The 19,314-nt window shown below is 33.6% G+C and carries 11 protein-coding genes; 6 read left to right on the plus strand and 5 right to left on the minus strand.

The annotated features are described in order from the left end of the window. Positions 1 to 322: 322 nt before the first annotated feature. Positions 323 to 3,988: an HYR domain-containing protein gene (locus C8C83_RS24125; protein WP_121331077.1), complete on the minus strand. Its 3,666-nt coding sequence runs from the start codon at positions 3,986 to 3,988 to the stop codon at positions 323 to 325. 423 nt (positions 3,989 to 4,411) lie between these two features. After that, positions 4,412 to 5,068: a DUF6766 family protein gene (locus C8C83_RS24130; protein ID WP_121331078.1), complete on the minus strand. Its 657-nt coding sequence runs from the start codon at positions 5,066 to 5,068 to the stop codon at positions 4,412 to 4,414. A gap of 440 nt (positions 5,069 to 5,508) precedes the next feature. Here C8C83_RS24130 and C8C83_RS24135 point away from each other — a divergent pair, with 440 nt between their 5' ends. After that, entirely contained in the window at positions 5,509 to 7,650 is a 2,142-nt protein-coding gene (locus C8C83_RS24135) for a catalase (RefSeq protein ID WP_121331079.1), read from the plus strand. 18 nt (positions 7,651 to 7,668) lie between these two features. Continuing rightward, positions 7,669 to 8,232: a ferritin-like domain-containing protein gene (locus C8C83_RS24140; RefSeq protein ID WP_121331080.1), complete on the plus strand. Its 564-nt coding sequence runs from the start codon at positions 7,669 to 7,671 to the stop codon at positions 8,230 to 8,232. Positions 8,233 to 8,578: 346 nt separating this feature from the next. On the opposite strand, the gene C8C83_RS24145 is transcribed toward C8C83_RS24140, so the two are convergent. Then, positions 8,579 to 9,028, minus strand: a complete 450-nt coding sequence (locus C8C83_RS24145; RefSeq protein ID WP_121331081.1) for a response regulator — start codon at positions 9,026 to 9,028, stop codon at positions 8,579 to 8,581. Between the two features lie 650 nt (positions 9,029 to 9,678). On the opposite strand from C8C83_RS24145, the gene C8C83_RS24150 reads away from it, so the two are divergent. Then, a complete protein-coding gene (locus C8C83_RS24150) occupies positions 9,679 to 10,263 on the plus strand; it encodes a hypothetical protein (RefSeq protein ID WP_121331082.1) in 585 nt (194 codons plus the stop codon). Here the strand turns inward: C8C83_RS24150 and C8C83_RS24155 are convergent. Beyond that, positions 10,258 to 11,472: a helix-turn-helix domain-containing protein gene (locus tag C8C83_RS24155; RefSeq protein WP_121331083.1), complete on the minus strand. Its 1,215-nt coding sequence runs from the start codon at positions 11,470 to 11,472 to the stop codon at positions 10,258 to 10,260. The two genes, C8C83_RS24150 and C8C83_RS24155, sit on opposite strands and share 6 nt — an antisense overlap. A gap of 219 nt (positions 11,473 to 11,691) precedes the next feature. Between C8C83_RS24155 and C8C83_RS24160 the strand changes: the two genes are divergently transcribed. Beyond that, positions 11,692 to 14,595: a TonB-dependent receptor gene (locus tag C8C83_RS24160; RefSeq protein ID WP_121331084.1), complete on the plus strand. Its 2,904-nt coding sequence runs from the start codon at positions 11,692 to 11,694 to the stop codon at positions 14,593 to 14,595. A gap of 27 nt (positions 14,596 to 14,622) precedes the next feature. Further along, complete coding sequence (locus tag C8C83_RS24165; RefSeq protein WP_121331085.1) at positions 14,623 to 15,438, plus strand: tyrosine-protein phosphatase; 816 nt, start codon at positions 14,623 to 14,625, stop codon at positions 15,436 to 15,438. A 61-nt stretch (positions 15,439 to 15,499) separates the two neighbouring features. Here the strand turns inward: C8C83_RS24165 and ppk1 are convergent, their stop codons facing one another. Next, positions 15,500 to 17,533 (minus strand): polyphosphate kinase 1, encoded by a 2,034-nt coding sequence (gene ppk1, locus C8C83_RS24170; protein ID WP_158598190.1) that lies wholly within the window; start codon positions 17,531 to 17,533, stop codon positions 15,500 to 15,502. Positions 17,534 to 17,956: 423 nt separating this feature from the next. On the opposite strand from ppk1, the gene C8C83_RS24175 reads away from it, so the two are divergent. Continuing rightward, positions 17,957 to 19,258 (plus strand): hypothetical protein, encoded by a 1,302-nt coding sequence (locus C8C83_RS24175; RefSeq protein WP_121331087.1) that lies wholly within the window; start codon positions 17,957 to 17,959, stop codon positions 19,256 to 19,258. The last annotated feature ends 56 nt before the right edge of the window (positions 19,259 to 19,314 follow it).

Genomic DNA, 19,314 nt, shown 5'->3' on the forward strand with positions numbered 1-19,314 from the left:
AATATTTGGATAAATCTCTCTCAAAGACACAAAATCACAAAGATTTTGTCATTTCGACGGAGGAGAAATCTCCGCAAGAAGCTCGACAAAGATTGGATTCTCGTTGCGGAGTTACTTGCGGAGATTTCTCCTCCGTCGAAATGACAAGATTACGTAGCTATGTGAAAGAAATGTATTTCTTTTTACATTTTTTTTAGCTGAAAAAAAATCTATATTTCTATGTATTATTTTTTTTAGAATAAAAGAACTAAAAAAAGCCGAAAATCAATGATTTTCGGCTTTTTTATTCAAAGAAAACTAAACTTTTATATCAGTATTAAACTTAATCTTTAATTACTTTTTTAGTCACAATTCCAGTCTCATTTGAAATCTGAAACATGTAAACTCCAGTTGGTAAATTAGAGATATTTAGTTTCGTAGCTGTTGCTTTTAATTCTTTCGAAAGGATAATTTGACCTGTTACGTTAAATACATTCAATTTTGCATTATCTGATGAATTCATTTCAATTGTGATGAAATCTTTAACCGGATTTGGATACAATCTGAATGAATTTTGAAATTCGAAATTTTTTGTTCCCAGAACTGTAACATCAAAACAAGTACTTTTTGCCGCACATCCGTTTTTTGTCACTTCAACAGCATAACTACCTAATTGTTTTGGCGTAAAAACAGGATTGGTTTCATTTGGAATTGTTGTAAATGTTCCGTTATTGCAAGTCATCCATTTATATGTCGCTCCAGTTTCGGCAACAGACAGTTTTCCTGCATTGTATGTAAGCGTTACATCAATACCTTTTACGGTTACTATTTGCGTCGCTGTTGCAATGTTATTACTTATGTCTTTTGCTGTCCAGGTTACTGTTGTGTTTCCGACAGGAAAACTTCCGGGAGCATTATTTGTAACGGAAACATTTGCACAACTATCCGTTATTGCCGGATATCCTAATACAACATTTATTGCGCTGCAATTTGTCTCCATCTCTGCTACGACATCAGCCGGAGCGGTTATAGTTGGTGGAGTTGTATCTTTTACGGTTACTATTTGTGTTGCTTTTGCGCTATTATTACTTCCGTCAGTTACAGTCCAGGTAACAGTTGTTTTTCCTAAAGAGAAACTTTTTGGAGCATTATTTTTAACTGAAGCAACTGAACAATTATCAGCCGTTGTTGGTGTTCCCAATACTACATCTTTGGCGCTGCAATATTCTCCAACTTCCACTGTTACCGCTGCCGGTGCTGTGATTGTAGGCAAAGTAACATCTTTTACGGTAACTGTTTGAGTAGCGGTTGAAGTATTATTGTTTGCGTCTTTTACTGTCCAGGTTACTTTTGTGTTTCCTAACGGAAATTCTGTTGGAGCGTCATTTGTCACTGAAACTACCGTGCAATTATCTCTCGTTACAGGAGTTCCCAATGAAACCTGTGTTGCTGTACAACCTGTGTTTAAATTTACGGTTACAGCTTCCGGAGCAATAATAGTTGGTTTTTCAATATCTGAATCTGTAATTATGACAAAATTCTTCGTTACAGTTTCCGAATTAGCATCTGTTATTTTACACCAATAATTTCCTTCCGGTAATCCGCTGGCGGTCGCTGTTGTTGCTCCATTAGACCAAAGATAAGTATAAGGACTTTTTCCATCGTAAACTGATACTATCGAAGCTGAACCGGATTGATTTCCAGGACAAGTTAAATTGGTTTGGATGGTTGTTGCGTTTACCGTAGGTTTAACATAAGTACCTTTTAGACGAATAAAATAAGCAGACCTAATTCCTTGATAACCTGAAAACACTCCGCCTACATTTATTTTTCCATCAGGAAATAAAGATATAGTATAAACCGGACTTCCAAATCCTGTTTTTGCGTCAAAGGTATTGTCTATTGTTCCATCAGTATTTAGACGTGTTAAACGGTTTTGAGTAACGCCTTGATACGTATTATATTCTCCTCCTAAAATTATTTTTCCATCAGGTTGCAAAACCACAGAAGTAATTGTACCGGTATAACCTGTTCCCACATTTTCAGTTATAGTTCCGTCAGCAAATAAAGTATCTTTACTTCCATCTGAATTTAAACGAATCAAATAACTTTGATAATTTCCCTGAGGGTTAGTATAACCTACAGTTACAATTACTTTCCCGTCTGGCTGTAAAACAATATTACTAACATCAACTGCAGAATCATGCAGCGTTTCGACATTAAAGGAAGTGTCTCTACTTCCGTTCGGATTTAGACGAATCAAATACTTTTCAGCAACTCCGTTAAAAGCAGTAAATGATCCTCCTAAAAGTATTTTACTATCTGGTTGTACTACAATAGAAGAAATTAAAGTTTTGGTAAAATCATAGCCCGTTCCCGGTTTAAAAGATTTGTCCTCGCTGCCATCGATATTCAAACGAAATAATTTTCTATAAGGTAAGTTTGGATAACTATCCACAAAAGCGCTTACGAGTATTTTGCCATCAGGCTGTAAAGCCATCTCTTCAACCGCATATTCAAATCTCTTAAGAAAGGAAGTATCCAGCGAACCATCAGGATTTAAACGAACCAGAGAATTTTTGGGTGAATTACCAGTCTCCGTAAATTTTCCTCTTACTAATATTTTTCCATCAGATTGCAATAGTATTGAACTAACTTCATTATTGAATTTATAATCAGGGTTAAATGAAGTATCCTTGCTTCCATCAGCATTTAAACGAATCAGTTTCTTTTGTGTTACTCCCTGAAAATTGTCAAAAAATCCTCCTATCAAAGTTTTTCCGTCAGTTTGTACCGCCGAACAAAACACCGCTGCGTCAAGACCTGTGTCTTTATTAAAAGAAGAATCTCTGGTTCCATCGGAATTTAAACAAACAATGCCTTTATCAATAATATCCCGACAGTAAGTATATTTTCCTCCAATAAGGATTTTTCCATCATTTAAAAGAGTTATGGCGTTAACATCCGCATTTGAACGCCCATTAAGAATATTTGCACTTTCACTAAAAGAAGGGATTGAATAAGTCGTATCTACGGTTCCGTCAGTATTAAAACGATAGACAGCATCATCACCATTAGATCTATAAACGGTTGCAAGTAGTTTCCCATCAGACTGTAAATACATATTACTCACACTTTCACTAGTCATGTAAATAAAATTACTTGGATTGACAAATGAAGTATCAATGCTTCCGTCCGGGTTTATACGAACCAAATATTTCTGAGCTACTCCCTGATAGCGTGTAAAACCACCGCCTACCATTATTTTTCCATCATTTTGTATTATAATAGACGCGACTGAACTGCCGGCGAAGCCAGATCCCATATTAAATGAAGTGTCTTTTGTACCATCTGCATTTAAACGTACCAAATAACTCTGGGCAACTCCCTGATAGGTACTAAAACTCCCGCCTGCAATTATTTTTCCGTCAGATTGAACAGCGACTGCAAAAACATTGCTATCAAATCCGTTTTTTATATCAAAAGTTGAATCAAGGCTTCCGTCAGCATTCAAACGAATTAAGCGTCTTCTGGGTTCTACATATTGTTTTTTATTAACCACAAGTATTTTCCCATCAGTTTGTAATGCTAAAACACTCACAAAAGCACTATTCTCCTGTACGGCTCCAAACTCAAAAGAAGTATCTTTACTACCATCCGCATTTAAACGTATTACAAGATTTTTGTCATTTTTATCGAGACCTCCTATAAGTACCTTTCCATCTGGCTGTAAAGCAACCGCTTTTATATCAAAAGTATTGTCTCCGTAATAATCAAAAGTTGGATCAACGCTTCCGTCAGGATTAATACGAATCAATAATTTTGTTATCGCACCATTATAGATACCCGCACCTTTTACAATTATTTTCCCATCTGGTTGTGTTACCATACAATTTACAATACCGCCAAATCCTGGTACTGGTCCAAAACTGTGCTCAATATCAGCAGGGTTTTGGGCAAAAGTTATTAAAGATTGTAAAACACAAAAAAAGAGTAGAATTTTCTTCATAGACTAGTAGTATTTATTTTATTATAATTAAATAAGCATCAGAATCTCAAACAAGTGAGGATGTCAAATCGCAACAAACATAACAAAAAACTTTACTTTTTTATTACGGTTTCCCGTATTGGTGGTATTAAATCAAGTAGAATATTTTTCTTTCTATCATTTCTCTTTATTCATCTCATTTATTCTCCTGATTTAAGGTTTCAGTATATCATTGGCTGTGCCTTCACTTAAACTCTTCCAGCGCACAAAATTTAAGACACAAACAATAAATATCAACAAAAGCCTTTAAAATGAAACGATAAAACCGTCTTGAATTTAGACGGTTTTTTTTATAGAAAAACGGGAAAATGTATATCTAATTTAAAAAAGCTGTTAGCTAAAACATCTTAATTTTAAATACTTATAAAAATCAAAAAAGAAAATTTATTCACCTGTTTTTGTATGAGGAGCATCTACAGCTTTCGATTGTGATGAACCTATTTGACGGAGAAAAATAGAAAGAACTATAATAGCAAATACAGATAGAAACTCACTTTGCCAATTTTGAAATGATTCAAACCAAAATCTGGAATCAGCGATATATTGAGAAGCTTTTTCTAAGGGTTTTCCTTTTATAGAGAGTTGTTCGTTTTCATCTTTTAAACTTCCGTAAAAGTGAGCCAAAAATGATAGCAGAAATAATAAAAGCAATGCAATACTTAACGAATGCTTATAAATGGCAAGAATCCATCCACCTTTTTTAACAGCCCACGGAGCATCTTTTTTAGTAGACGAAGGTTCTTTGTCTACCTCCTCTTCTTTATCAAAGTCTTTAGATTCTGAAGATCCTTTTTGCTGTAGAAAAATAGTTAATACAACAAGAAGTCCCATTTGAAGAAATTCACTTTCCCAATTCTCAAAAGTAGATTCGATAAAATGCCCGGTTGAAAAATAAGACATTAAAGTTATCGATGAAGCGCCATTTTCTATAAGTTCTTTATTGTGTTCCTTAAATCCAAAAATAATTTGTCCTGCAAAAGTCGCCACAAATAATGCAAAAAAGCAAATGGAAAGCCCATTGTTACGCATAAAGGTTTTCATAATTATTTTATGTTTATGAAGTTAATTCGTTAAGACCTATTTATTCTCTTTCTTACTATTTAATTATTTCGTCTACCAGTAAAACCTGCGATTCCATAAATTTTTCAGATCTAATAATAGCTTTTCATTTTTCTCCTTGAAATATGATAAAATTACTTCGCACCTTATTCAAACTATTTACATTATTCTAAAGCATTATTATATTATTACTTGTTTTTGTCACGAAATAAAACAGCTGTCAATATATTGATTTACAATAAATTAAACTCAACTGGCAATTGTATAATGTAAGAATTGTAATCTTATAACTGCAACCATGAGAGTAAGAGTACATTTGGAAACCCTGATTATTACACCATGTTTTATTTTCATTTTTTATAGAAGATAAACTTTATGGAACTTCTTTTTTCAGGCTTTTTTAACCAATAATACTAAACAATATGGAAAATTTGCAGGATGAAAAGCAGAGAGATCTGTCTATCAACAAATCTGACGGCACCAATAAGTTTTTAACCACAGACCAAGGTGTCAGAATCAATGATGATAATAATTCTCTAAAGGCAGGCGAAAGAGGTCCGTCATTATTAGAGGATTTTATTTTAAGGGAAAAAATCACCCATTTTGACCACGAAAGAATTCCTGAAAGAATTGTGCATGCGAGAGGTTCAGGTGCTCACGGTTTTTTTGAAGTAACAAACCCAATACCTGAATTAACCAAGGCCGGATTTTTACAAGAAGCCGGACTTAAAACCCCAGTTTTTACACGTTTCTCAACTGTTGCAGGATCACGTGGTTCTACAGATTTAGCAAGGGATGTTCGCGGATTCTCGGTAAAATTCTATACTCAGGAAGGAATCTATGATTTAGTTGGAAATAATATTCCGGTATTTTTTATTCAGGATGCGGCTAAATTTCCAGACCTTGTGCATGCTGTTAAACCGGAACCTCATAATGAAATACCGCAAGCTGCATCAGCTCACGATACGTTTTGGGATTTTATTTCGCTAATGCCGGAATCGATGCATATGATAATGTGGGTAATGTCTGATCGTGCCATTCCAAGAAGTTATCGAATGATGGAAGGATTTGGAGTTCATACTTTTAGATTAATCAATGAAGCAGGAGAATCTTCTTTTGTAAAGTTTCATTGGAAACCTAAATTAGGAACTCATGCTGTTGCCTGGGACGAAGCGCAAAAAATTTCAGGAAAAAATCCTGATTTTCACAGACAAGATCTCTGGGAAGCAATTGATACCGGTAACTTTCCTGAATGGGAATTAGGTGTACAAATCATTCCATCAGAAGACGAAAATAAATACGAATTTGATTTACTTGATCCTACAAAACTCGTTCCTGAAGAACTTGTGCCGGTTACTATTGTGGGAAGAATGGTATTGAATAAAAATCCTGATAATTTCTTTGCAGAAACAGAGCAGATTGCCTTTCACCCCGGACATGTTGTTCCCGGAATTGATTTCTCTAATGATCCATTATTACAAGGACGTTTATTCTCTTATACTGATACCCAATTATCACGATTAGGAAGTCCTAATTTTCATGAAATTCCAATTAATCGAAGCATAGCACCTGTACACAATAATCAGCGTGATGGACATATGCGTCAGGAAATTAATAAAGGCCGTGTAAGTTATCATCCAAATTCGTTAGGTGGCGGTTGTCCTTATCAGGCTAAAATTGCCGAAGGCGGTTTTTCAAGCTTTGAAGAACGTGTAGATGCACATAAAGTGAGGGAAAGAAGTGAAAGTTTTAGCGATCATTTCGGACAGGCAAAACTATTCTTTAACAGTCAGACAAAGACAGAAAAAAGTCATATCATCAAAGCTTTACGTTTTGAACTTGGTAAGGTAGAAACTGCTGCAATTCGATTAAGAATGCTTGGCTTATTATCTCAGGTTGACAGGGATTTGTCCGAAAAAGTAGCTATTGGTTTAGGAATGACTGTTCCAACAATTTTAGAAAGACCTTTAAATCATGGTGTCTCTCCGGAGAACGAAAATGGAAAACAAGAATCTAAAACAGTTGAATCTTCTGTACCGTCATCAGATGCATTGACAATGCTGAATAACCCTACCAACTCCCCTACAATTGCTTCAAGAAAAGTTGCTATTTTATGCGCCGACGGAGTATCTGAAACCGCAGTTTCAAATATCAAAAATGCTTTGCTAAAACAAGATGCCAAAGGTTGCATTATCGCACCGCATTTAGGATCTGTCATTACCGATACTGACGGTGAGCTTCATGTAGATTTTAGTTTCTTAACGGCATCATCAGTATTATTTGACGCTGTTTATGTTCCGGATGGATTAGGGCTCAACTTACTTGTCGACAGCGACGAAGTGAACGAGTTTTTAAACGATGCTTACAAACATTGTAAAGTCATTGGTGCTGATGGAGCGGCTTCGGCTGTATTAAGTGCAGCACCTTTTGCATCGAAAATCACAAATAAAGATCAGGGTTTAATAATATCAAGCGATGTTGCAAGCGAAAATTTTGCCAAAGAATTTATTACCGCTATGGGAAAACACAAATTCTGGGATCGCGAACCTAACCTGTACAATTAATTTTTTAAACTAATTATCATGAAAAATTCAGAAAAACCAAACGATACAAAATCGGCTAACAATAGTAAAGAAGCAATTGTTCAGCCTGTCAAAGATGCCGCAACAAAATTAAGAGAACTATTTATTGACAGCCTCAAAGATATTTACTGGGCAGAAAATGCATTAGTGCGCGCATTGCCCAAAATGGCCGCCAACGCAACTTCTGCATCGCTTGCCTCGGGTATTAAGGAACATCATGCCGTAACAAAACATCAAGTTGCACGTTTAGACCAGGTTTTTAACCTGTTGAAGCAAAAAGCAGAAGGAAAAAAATGCGAAGCAATGGCAGGACTTTTAAAAGAAGGTGATAGTATTCTTGAAGAAACAGAACCCGGAGCTGTAAGAGATGCAGGAATAATTGCGGCTTCTCAAAAGATCGAACATTATGAAATTGCTACTTATGGAACTCTGGTCGCGTTTGCAAAAACACTTGGAGAAAATGATATTGCAAAATTATTAACACAGACGCTTTCCGAAGAAAAAGAAGCGGATTGTCTGTTAAATGAAATTGCCTTAAACGCGGTGAATATTGAATCAATATAAAAACCTGTTGAGCTATAAAATTAAGGATGAATTTAAACGCAAAGGGCGCAAAGTTTTTTTTGTTATAGATTAATCGCATTAAACGCAAAGTTCGCAAAGCTATATTGATAAAGCTTTGCGAACTTTGCGTTTATATAAAACCTTAGAAATAAAAAACCTTTGCGAACTTTGCGGTTAAAATAATTAGTCAATACAAAATATTTTATGTTTCTCCACAGGTTTTTGTGTTGATACTGAATATTGTCACCGCCGAATAGCTTATGTTTATTTTAAAATAAAAAAAATCTGTAGTTTATGCAGATTTTTTTTGTTGTAATAATTTATAAAATTAAAGTTTTATAAAAAATCAAATTAATCTAAAATGCTTTTTACTTTCGCTGAGCGCAATCATGTCCATCTGCAATACTTGTTTTATAAGTGATTTTAGTCCGTTAAATGAACTAGGTTTTACAGCATAAAATGATGCTCCATATTCAAGTGCTTTATCAATAGTTAGCGGATCACTGCTGGTAGAAAGCATTATTATAAATAATTTTTTCAAATTGCTATCTTTTTTTATTTCCTGCAAACATCCAAAACCATCAAGCTTTGGCATGTTTATATCGAGAAAAACGATTTCCGGTAAAGAATCAGACTGCGTTTGAAGAATATCTATTAATTGCTTGCCATCTTCGGCCTGCGTTAAGATTACATTTTGGTCTACTTCAAGCAGGGCATCGACAAACATGATTCTATCATCATCATCGTCATCTGCTAAAAAAATAGATCTTTGATAATTATTATTTTTTAAAGACATTGCTGTATATTTTATAGTGCAAAAACATAAGACAAGAATTTAGAAATCTGCAAATGTTTATATAAAATATAAGCTATTGAAAATCGATAAATGATCGAATTATATCCCTGTAACGGGTTAATAACATTAAAGATAGTCATTAATTTTAAGAAAAATCACATAAAAAACATATTTTTAACATTTTATTCTAGAAAAGTGGCTCATATTACACGTTGTTATTAAACATCCTTCGAAAAACTATTAATAATCAAACAATTCTAAAAAAATCCAATACAAAGAGCAATTTTTATCCTCTTCTTCATTTCATTATTCTTATTTATTTCCTGTAAAGAAAAAACGATAATTTTTTTAAGTTATTTTACCTACACTTCATTATTCTATTAGCTCAGAATCTTCAACAGTAAATTCCAACGCTTAAACAGCAGTAAATTCAATACAAATTAAAAATATCGTAGTAGTACGGCGCATTTGCCAATAGTTTCGGAGACCAAAATCTTTATTTCAGTTCTCACTAACACATTAATTATAAAGTAATTGTAAATTTAATTTTAAACAAAAACTATCAAATTAAAAAAAAACAACTAAATTTAAATCCCAAAAATTTCTTTTAATTGCATCAGTAAAATTCTAACCATCTAATTTTTTATAGTATGAAATGGTTTAACAACTTGGAAGCAAAACTTAAGACTATTTTTTTTAAATCGAATACTTCGCAGGAAGTAGTCAATTTAAAAAAAGGAAAGAAACTTTATTTGTCGAACAAATTCAGTGAAGCTTTACTATACTTTGATAATTCGTTAAATTCCCGGTTTGATTTAAAAGTCTTTAAATTAAGAGCAAAGTGTCTTCAAAAATTAAATAAACATTCTCAGGCAATTGAAGATTTTGACAAATTGATCGAAGAGAATCCGTTGGAATTTTCGAATTATTACAGACGTGCTATTTCAAAAAATGCAGTATTTGATTTGCGAGGTCAAATTGAAGATCTTCACAATTGCATTTACTATTATAAAAAAAGTAAAAATATCGAAAGACCTATTCTGAAAAATCTTGAAACAGATTTAATTGATGCCGAAAATTATATCGAAATGGTGAAAAATTCTATTACTTCAATTCATAATGTCACTTACCTCGAAATAAAAAATCTCGTTAATGAATGTCTTCATCAAATAAAAAGTATAAGACTTCAAAAGAACCAATTTAGACAGATAGAAAACAATCCAATCTTGTTATGAAACTAATATTGGTGTCGAAATTAAATTAATATATTCTCTGGGTGTATGAGTGGTAATTTCTTTAAAATATCTATTAAAAGATGACTTAGAATTAAAACCAGATTCATAAGCCAAATCAAGAATATTAATACTGCTGTTTTTTTCTGTTAAACTTCTCAATTTCTCTTTTACATATTCAATTCTGTATTCATTCACAAAAGTGTAAAATGGCTTATTAACGAAATGATTTAATGTTTCGCTTATATGATATTTATTAATCATAGTAAGTTTTGCCAGTTTGTCAAGCGTTAATTCACTTTCCATAAAATACTGCTCTTTTTCCATCGCTTTTTCAAGTTTTAGCAATATTTTAAACATCTCGCTTTGACTTAAAATTTCCTTTCGCTTTTGTGGCTCGGGTTTTTCTTTTTCTAAAATCAGAATATTTTCAATTGGAGAATTCAGTACATAATTATTTTCTGGAGCTGAATTCATTTCGTCCTTAATTTCTTCGGATACATTATAATTAGCTGTGCTTAAAAACATTTCATTATTTATAGTAGTTGAAACAGGATCAACCAATACTCCATATTTATAAGTAATTATTCTAATCGTAATTATAACAAGTATGGTATAAATTATAGATCTGCTCAGGTAATTTAGAGAAAAAAATGAAGAGCTAAAGATTAAAAATAAAACGCTTAATATCCCGATCGATAAAAAAAGAGAAGCAAGCTGAACGATCAGTTTTTTTTCCTGACTATTTCTTGGCAGCTTATTTATAGCCAAATAAATGATTCCGCACGAAAAAATAATATCCAACGGAAGTAATGTATAAAGGCTAATAGTATTGTACCAATACAAAACCAAATAGGCTTTTGGAGATGTAACCGTCAACACACAAACCGTAGAAAAATAGCCAATCGCACCAATAATAAACGGAATAAAAAGATACCACTTTGAAGCGCTGACAAATTCAGGGCGAATGGTTTTTAAGGTATAGAGATACAATAACGGAATATAACAAAACCCGATAAAAGTATTGAGCATATTAAGAACCTGCTGGTCCTCGACAAAAGTAAAAATGAAAAACTTAATCGAGAGATGTAATCCTATGCAAACTACTAATGATATTAGCAAATCATCGGCGTTTTTTCGTAACCTGCTTCTTAAAAGTAATACTACGGCTAATAATGCCTGAAATATCCCAATGGCAATAATATATTTCATCTTAAAATCTTTGTGCTAAAGTACCATGACGCTGTTAAATTAATGTTTAGTAAATGCAAAACAATTGATTCATAACAATTTAATAACAAGAATTAAACACCTAAAAATCAACAACTTAATCACAAATCAAAAGATTGACACTTGATAAAAGTAGTTCTGGTTCGATAAAGTCGTTTCGTAGTTTAAATCGCAGCAATCTTTGCAAAAAAACTATAAAACATGACACCTACCATTATTTTAAAATCTTTGTTTAAAAAGGAAAAGATATTTAAAAAAATACTTTTCACCACCCTACTTACAGTTTGTTCCGTAACATCAAATTATGCACAAACTATAAAAGGAGTTATTACCAGTGATGCAGGAACATTACCTACAGCCAACATTGCTGGTAAAACATTTAATAATTCGGCAATTTCAGATTTACAAGGTGCTTTTACCCTTACTGCACCTGCTGAAGGAGAAGTTACTATTGAGATTAGTTATATAGGCTTTGAAACAAAATCTCTAACGATAAATCTTGTAAAAGGAATCAATGATCTTGGTTTGATTCAAATGTCGCCAGATGGTTCAAGTTCACTGAAAGAAATTGTGGTTAAAGGAACAATGGCGCCGTCTCAGGCAAAAGCGTACAGCATCAAGAAAAATTCACTTGCTATTATGGATGTAATGGCGGCAGATGCAATAGGAAAACTGCCGGATCGTAATGCTGCCGAAGCTGTACAACGCATGCAAGGTGTTGCCGTTGCGCGTTATCATGGCGAAGCAGATCAGGCAACCGTGAGAGGAACTCCTTTTGCGTGGACTTCTACTCTATTTAATGGAAATCGTCTTCCGAGTTCGAATGTTATGGGAAATCGTTCTTCTGTTTTGGATGCTGTTCCATCTGAAATGATTCAATATGTACAGGTTTCAAAAGCGATTACTCCAGATATGGAAGGAGATGCAATTGGCGGATCGATCAATTTTATTACGCGCAATGCGCCAACAAAACGTGTTTTGAATATTAGTGCTGCAGGCGGTTACAATACATTTAGCGAAAACGGTACTTACAACGGATCTGTAACTTATGGAGATAGATTCTTTAATAATAAACTTGGCGTAATTGTTTCCGGAGCAATCTGGAGCAGACAATGGGGATCTGATGAGTTTGCTGCAACTTATAATACCGGTGCAACTATTGTTGAGCAAAAAAAATCTCTTAATACAGTACTTTTTAAACGCTATATGGGAGAACGTGAAACTAAAGGATTAAACGTTGGTGCCGAATATAAATTGACGCCTTCTGATAAAATATTCTTTAGAGGAATGGCTAATAAATTTGATGATGTTCGTCCTGTTTATGAATCTTATATCGATTATACCAATTCTCGTTTTCAATACAATTACAGATATTCTCATTATCAAACTGCTTTGAATGGTTTTGAAATTGGCGGAGAACATCAAATGAGCGAAAAATTCAAACTAGACTGGAGTTACAGCAATCATAAATCCGAATATTATCTGGATACTCCTCCAACTTCTGGCAATAAAGGACTTCCTATTGCGACATTCCGTCAAAAGATTACGGGTGGTTTTAATGATCTTTCAAGCGATGGAAAACGCTATTGGGGATTTGACTCTCCAAACGGAGTTGGTGGAACAGTAGATCATTTTGAAACGGGAATTGCAAATCCAAATGAAGTAATGGATCCATCAAAATTATTACTAAACCAATTGGTAATTGCGCAGCTTAACAATAGTGAAAGAGACCAAATTGGACAAATTAACTTAAAAGTTGAAGCCAGTTCTAAAGTCAATTTGAAGTTTGGTGGAAAATATCGTCATAAAGACAGAACAAACACTTACGGATCTAATTATGTATATCTGCCTGGAGCAGCGGTCGGAATTCCAAATTCACCGGCTTTAGTACCACTTTCAAATTTACAAACAACAAATTTTCCTAGCGGAAGCAAGTTCTTCGGAAACATGAATGGCGATTTCAGTCAGTTTATTGTAAATCCATTGACCAAAGATCAATTGTTTGATATGTACGGAGCATCTTTTCAAAAGGCTAACGGATTTATGGATTTTACATCCAAAACAAATGCAACGGCTTTCTATACCGGTGATGAAAATGTAATTGCAGGTTATGCAATGGCTGAAATCGATGCTACAGAGAATTTTAAAATCGTTGGAGGTTTACGTAACGAATATACTTCTATGACTTTGAACGGAACTAAAGCAACTACACAAGGAACTCCGGCGGTTATTACTTTAAGTCCATCTGTGGTTGAAAATAATTATAATTCGTTTCTGCCAATGTTGCATTTGAAATATAAACTAAACGAAAAAGCAAATCTTCGTGGCGCTTATACACGCACATTTGTTCGTCCGAATTTTGGAGACATGACGCCGGGAAGTTCGACAAATACTACATCGTCTCCGCAAACTATTACGCAAGGAAATCCGGATCTAAAACCTACGTTCAGTAACAATTATGATTTAATGGGCGAATATTATTTTGACAATGTTGGAATTTTATCCGGAGGTGCATTTTACAAAAACATTACAGATGTTGTATTTACTGATGTAAGCATGCAAAATATTGATGGAAGTGATTATTTAGTTACTCAGGCAAAAAACTTAAACAAAGCTTCTTTATTTGGCTTTGAAGCCGGAATCAATAAAAGGTTTGATTTCCTTAACGGATTCTGGAGTGGTTTTGGAGTAGAATTTAACTACACTTATTTAGATTCGAAAACAGAAGTGCCTCGTGTTAGCGGAACCACTGTTTATAATGATAAAACAAGTTTACCAAACCAATCCAAAAACTTATTTAATGCAATTCTTTTCTACGAAAGAAATGGTGTAATGTTCCGTCTTGCAGGAAACTACCGCGGAAATTCAGTCGAAACAATTAATCAGCAATTAGGTCCTGATTACTACATCTGGACAGATTCTAACTTTACAATTGATGCTTCGGCAACGTTTAACATCAACAAAAAATTCAAGGTATTTGTTGAGTTGAATAATTTAAGTGATTCTCCTGTAAAAATGTACATGGGGAATGATAAACGCCGTGTTACTTCGCAAGAATGGTATGGAAGCCGTGGACAAGCAGGAATACGTTATGACATCTTTTAAAAACAAATAAATTAACTATAAAACAAAATGAAAAAAACGATAATTATGACTGCTATTTTGGTACAAACATTAGCAAATGCTCAGGTTACAGACAGCATAAAAAGATTAGTTCCTGTAAAAGGCGCTTTAAATTTCAGAGATGTTGGCGGATATAAAACTACTGATGGAAAAGAAGTTGTCTGGGGAAAAGTATACAGAAGTGCCGCAATTGATAAATTAACACCCGAAGATATTGCACTTTTAGACAAAAAAAAGATTCATACTGTAGTTGATTTTAGAGGTGTTGCCGAATCAAAAGCTGCTCCCGATCGCTTACCTCAAAATACTGATTATACTTTAAGTCCGGCAGGAAGCGATAGTATTCCGAATGCGATGCAAATGGTTAAACTTTTGAAAGAAGGTGGTTTCCTTGAAAAATTTTACGGAATCGACGCTGTAAAATATAGTGGTGACAGATTCCGTCCGTTGTTTGTAAAATTATTGACCGCAGACAAAAAAGAAGCTGTAATGTACCATTGCACTGGCGGACGTGATCGTACCGGAATGGCAACGGCTTTATTTTTGTATGTTTTACAAGTTCCTGAGAAAACTATCGAAGAAGATTATGTTGCATCAAATATCTACCTGAAGAAAATGAATAAAGGAATGATGGCGCCACTTGCAAAAATGAGCGGTTTATCTGAAGCTCAAATCGAAAATGAAATGGCATTAAAACCAGAACTTATTCGTTCGTTTTTTGGAGGAATCAAAACTCAATACGGAAGTGTGGAAGGTTTCCTGCAACAAGAAATGGGAATTGGACCAAAAGAAATAAATATTCTTAGAAAAAAATATACAAAATAGTATTTTCAAGTTGTTGTTGTTTATTAAAGCCTTTGCAAATGCAAAGGCTTTTTTCGTCAGATTAAAAGTCTTGAGATTCCTCTTTATTATTTTGAGCAATCCAATTGTAAATTTCGGTTTGAGCACGTCTCGGAATTTCTGAATTTAAAATTTCCAATTCGTTAATTCCTTCGCTATTTATACTTCTGCGTTTTGTGTTATCTTCCAGTTGTAATTCAATAATCTTATTGATTTCTGCAATATTTCTTTGATCATAAATAGGGAAAGCAACTTCTATTCTTCTGTTTAAATTTCGACTTAACATATCTGCCGATGACAAATAAACTTTTTCCTGACCATTATTAGCAAACTTATAGATTCTCGAATGTTCTAAAAACATATCTACAATACGGTAAATCTCGATGTTTTCAGATACATTTTTAATTCCCGGTAACAACGTGCAAATTCCGCGTACAATCATGATTACATCAACTCCGGCTTTGCTTGCTTCAATAAGTTTATCGATAATATCCTTTTCGTCAACTCCGTTTACTTTTAGAAAGATATAAGCTTCTTTGCCGTCTTTTTTGTTTTTTATTTCATCGTCTATTAATTCTATTAATTTCTCTTTCATATTAAAACCTGCTGCCATAATATGTTTTGGAGCTTCGGTTTTCTTCTTGCTTTTTAAGAATGTAAAGACTTTTTTTAAATCGTCTGTATATCTTTTTTCCGAAGTAAAAAATCCAAAATCAGAATAAATATTTGCGGTACTTTCATTAAAATTTCCCGTTGACATATAATTATAATGTTTTTTGTTTCCGTATTTATCTTTCATTATCACCATTGCAACTTTGGCGTGAACCTTTAGATTCGGCATACTTTGAATAATTTTTATTCCGGCATTTTTCATTTCTCTGGACCAGAATAAATTATTATATTCATCAAATCGCGCTTTAACTTCTACAAAAACAGTTACTTTTTTTCCGTTTTTTGCGGCACTTATCAGAGCATTTGCAATTAACGATTCTGATGAAATACGGTATAAAGTAATTTTTATCTCCAGAACATTTCTGTTAATTGCTGCCTGATTAAAAAACTGAAGTACATAATAATAAGATTGATAGGGAAAATGAAGCAATTGATTTTGTCTGTCAATAATTTCAAAAACCGACTTATTGCTTTCGAAAGGCAAATGTTGAAGACCTGGATAATTTGCTCCCTGAAGATTTGGTTTTACAGGATTTGGAAACCTAAATAAATCATAAAGATTGTGATGACTTCCTCCTTTTATCATTTCATTAGTATGAAGTCGGAACGCTTTTTTACATACCGAAATTGTTTCGGCATCCATATTATAATCATACAGAAATCGTGTCGATGAACCTCGTTTTCGTTCTTCAATTTTTGCTTCAATCTTTGCAATTAAATCTCCTGAATTTTCATCTTCTATCAGATAATTTTCGTCTCTGTTTAGCTTTATCGCATTGCAGGAAACTACTTTTCCGGTTGGGAATATTAGAGACAAACATTTCTTTATAATAGTATCAATCGAAATAATATAATCTGTATCTCCCAGACTTTGCAATTTTTTATATCGATCCAATTTATCCGATGGAATATTCAGATAAGCATAATGATAATTGCCCGCTGTATCTTTTAGCTTTACTAAAAAGTACAAACTTCGATTGTTTAAAAAATAAGTTTTCGGAAGGTTTACTGCGATATAAATGACCTGAATATAAGACAAAATAATACTTTTAAAATAATATTCGATCTCGTGTAAATGTTCTTCTAAAAGCTCTTGATTTTCATAATAAACAATATTATTTTCGGCTAATTCCGGCACAATCGAATTGTTCCAGATTGCACCAAATCTATTTTGCTGAAGATTAATTTCGGCTAAAATTTTATCTAGCAAATCTTTGTTTTTCTTTGAATTCTTGATCAGCAATTTTCTGATTTTAACTCTGAAAAACTCATCCAGATTTGAGGAATGAATCGCTAAAAACTTGATTCGTTCGTATAATGCATTATTAGCATCATTTGCTTCATCCAAAATACAGTTGTTGAAAGAAAGCCATGAAATCTCTGAAGGTATAAGGTAGTTTTGCACGTTTATTAAAATACTATTATAAGGGAATAAATTGGTTTGTGCTTTTTGACACTGCTGTAAATTTGAGAATTAATTACATTAAAATAAACTCAAACACAACCAGTTAACCATAATTTAATTTATCGGTAACATATCTTAATCTTCCTGATATCACGGTTATAACTTATCTACATACGCCATTATAACTGCGATATCTGCTTTAAATACTTGAACACTTTTACTGACTTCGCAAGCAATAAATAATCTTAATCCTATTAACTTTTTGTTAACCGTATTATAATACCCTCCAGATAGTACGATTTCTCTTTTACAGTACTTATAACTAGTAAGAATTATAATTCAAAAACAAAGTTTCTAATGCTAATCCGTAATGTATAAAAATCAGTGTATTTAAATCTATTATAAACCATTAAACCTAGAATTATGAAAAAACAGAATCCAAAAAAGATTTTAAGTAAAGTCTTAATTATTGCATTATCAGCAATTGCAATCTCTTGTCAGGACACGACAATGGACGAAGCAGAAACTACCGCTGTGGCAAAAGAGCAAAAAAGTTTCAAGAAAATGAGTTCAGCAGCAACTTCTGATTTGGCAAGAAGATGGGCGCCTATTCATTACAAAGATGTAGACGCTACAGGAACGTATTCTGAAGGTGGAAAATCTGATTATCTTACGGCTATTAATTATGACAATGACTGGAATGGCGAAAACAACTGGAACAATCTTCCGGCTTTTGCCAATTCTTTAGCGGCGCATTGTTACTATTCTGTAGTAGAATCAAACACGCATTGGTTCATTACGTATGCTTTTTTCTCTCCAAGAGATTGGACAGATAATCCGCTTTTGTACTCATTAGACCAACACGAAAATGATATGGAAGGTGTATTAATGATTGTAGAAAAAAATGGTTCAACTTATGGAACTTTAAAAGGTGCGGTTACGGTAAGTCATTCTGATTTCTTTTCGTATGTTCCATCCGGAAGTACTTTTGTAAGCGGATTGGAAAGTGTTGACGGAACTCTGCAAATGAGAGATTTTAACGGAGAATTACATCCTATTACGGCACAAGATGCAAAAGGACATAGCCTTAAAGCGTGGCCGCAGCACGATATTGACGGAGACGGGATTATCTATTATCCATCGGCAAGCGGAGTGGCTCAAATACCAGCTGACAATTATGATAATTATGTGGAATATAAACTTGTTGATATTTTTGAAAGCGGCGGATTATGGGATCAACGTTTTAATACACAATTGTTTTCTAGTCCAGGTGGAGGATTTACAGGAAATGACTTTAAAACCGGTGGTGCAAACGCTCCGTGGGCTTGGAATGACGGAAATGATGCGATTGTACAAGGTGGAGAATTTGCAACAGATCCTGCAAAACTAGCCGATAATTATTTTGATGGTGTAGGCAATCTTTCCCGCACTTATACGGATAATAAATACAATGCTTCGGCTGGAGGGATTGTAACGCTATACCAAAATTGCAATTATACAGGTTATGCAATCGCTCTGCCAGTTGGTAATTATACATTGGCTCAGCTAAAATCTTATGGTATTGTAAATGATGATTTATCATCTGTTCGATTAGAAAACGGGTACAAAATCACCATGTATCAAAATGATAATTATGGCGGAGAATCTGTTGTAATAACAGGAAATAATAGCTGTTTAGGAAGTTTTAATGATAAAGCCAGTTCGGTAAAAATTACTGCTCTGTAAGTTTTCTTTTTATTTTGGATATGCAAACGAAAATATTAGTACTACACTATATTCTT

This window comes from Flavobacterium sp. 90 (assembly GCF_004339525.1).
In the GTDB taxonomy this organism is placed as follows: Bacteria; Bacteroidota; Bacteroidia; order Flavobacteriales; family Flavobacteriaceae; genus Flavobacterium.

What these genes read in the sequence shown, in the direction of transcription:
- C8C83_RS24175 (WP_121331087.1), top strand. Translation starts at nt 17,957, where the DNA reads ATGAAAAAACAGAATCCAAAAAAGATTTTAAGTAAAGTCTTAATTATT.
- C8C83_RS24160 (WP_121331084.1), top strand. Translation starts at nt 11,692, where the DNA reads ATGACACCTACCATTATTTTAAAATCTTTGTTTAAAAAGGAAAAGATA.
- C8C83_RS24150 (WP_121331082.1), top strand. Translation starts at nt 9,679, where the DNA reads ATGAAATGGTTTAACAACTTGGAAGCAAAACTTAAGACTATTTTTTTT.
- C8C83_RS24140 (WP_121331080.1), top strand. Translation starts at nt 7,669, where the DNA reads ATGAAAAATTCAGAAAAACCAAACGATACAAAATCGGCTAACAATAGT.
- C8C83_RS24125 (WP_121331077.1), bottom strand. Translation starts at nt 3,988, where the DNA reads ATGAAGAAAATTCTACTCTTTTTTTGTGTTTTACAATCTTTAATAACT.
- C8C83_RS24130 (WP_121331078.1), bottom strand. Translation starts at nt 5,068, where the DNA reads ATGAAAACCTTTATGCGTAACAATGGGCTTTCCATTTGCTTTTTTGCA.
- C8C83_RS24155 (WP_121331083.1), bottom strand. Translation starts at nt 11,472, where the DNA reads ATGAAATATATTATTGCCATTGGGATATTTCAGGCATTATTAGCCGTA.
- C8C83_RS24145 (WP_121331081.1), bottom strand. Translation starts at nt 9,028, where the DNA reads ATGTCTTTAAAAAATAATAATTATCAAAGATCTATTTTTTTAGCAGAT.
- C8C83_RS24165 (WP_121331085.1), top strand. Translation starts at nt 14,623, where the DNA reads ATGAAAAAAACGATAATTATGACTGCTATTTTGGTACAAACATTAGCA.
- C8C83_RS24135 (WP_121331079.1), top strand. Translation starts at nt 5,509, where the DNA reads ATGGAAAATTTGCAGGATGAAAAGCAGAGAGATCTGTCTATCAACAAA.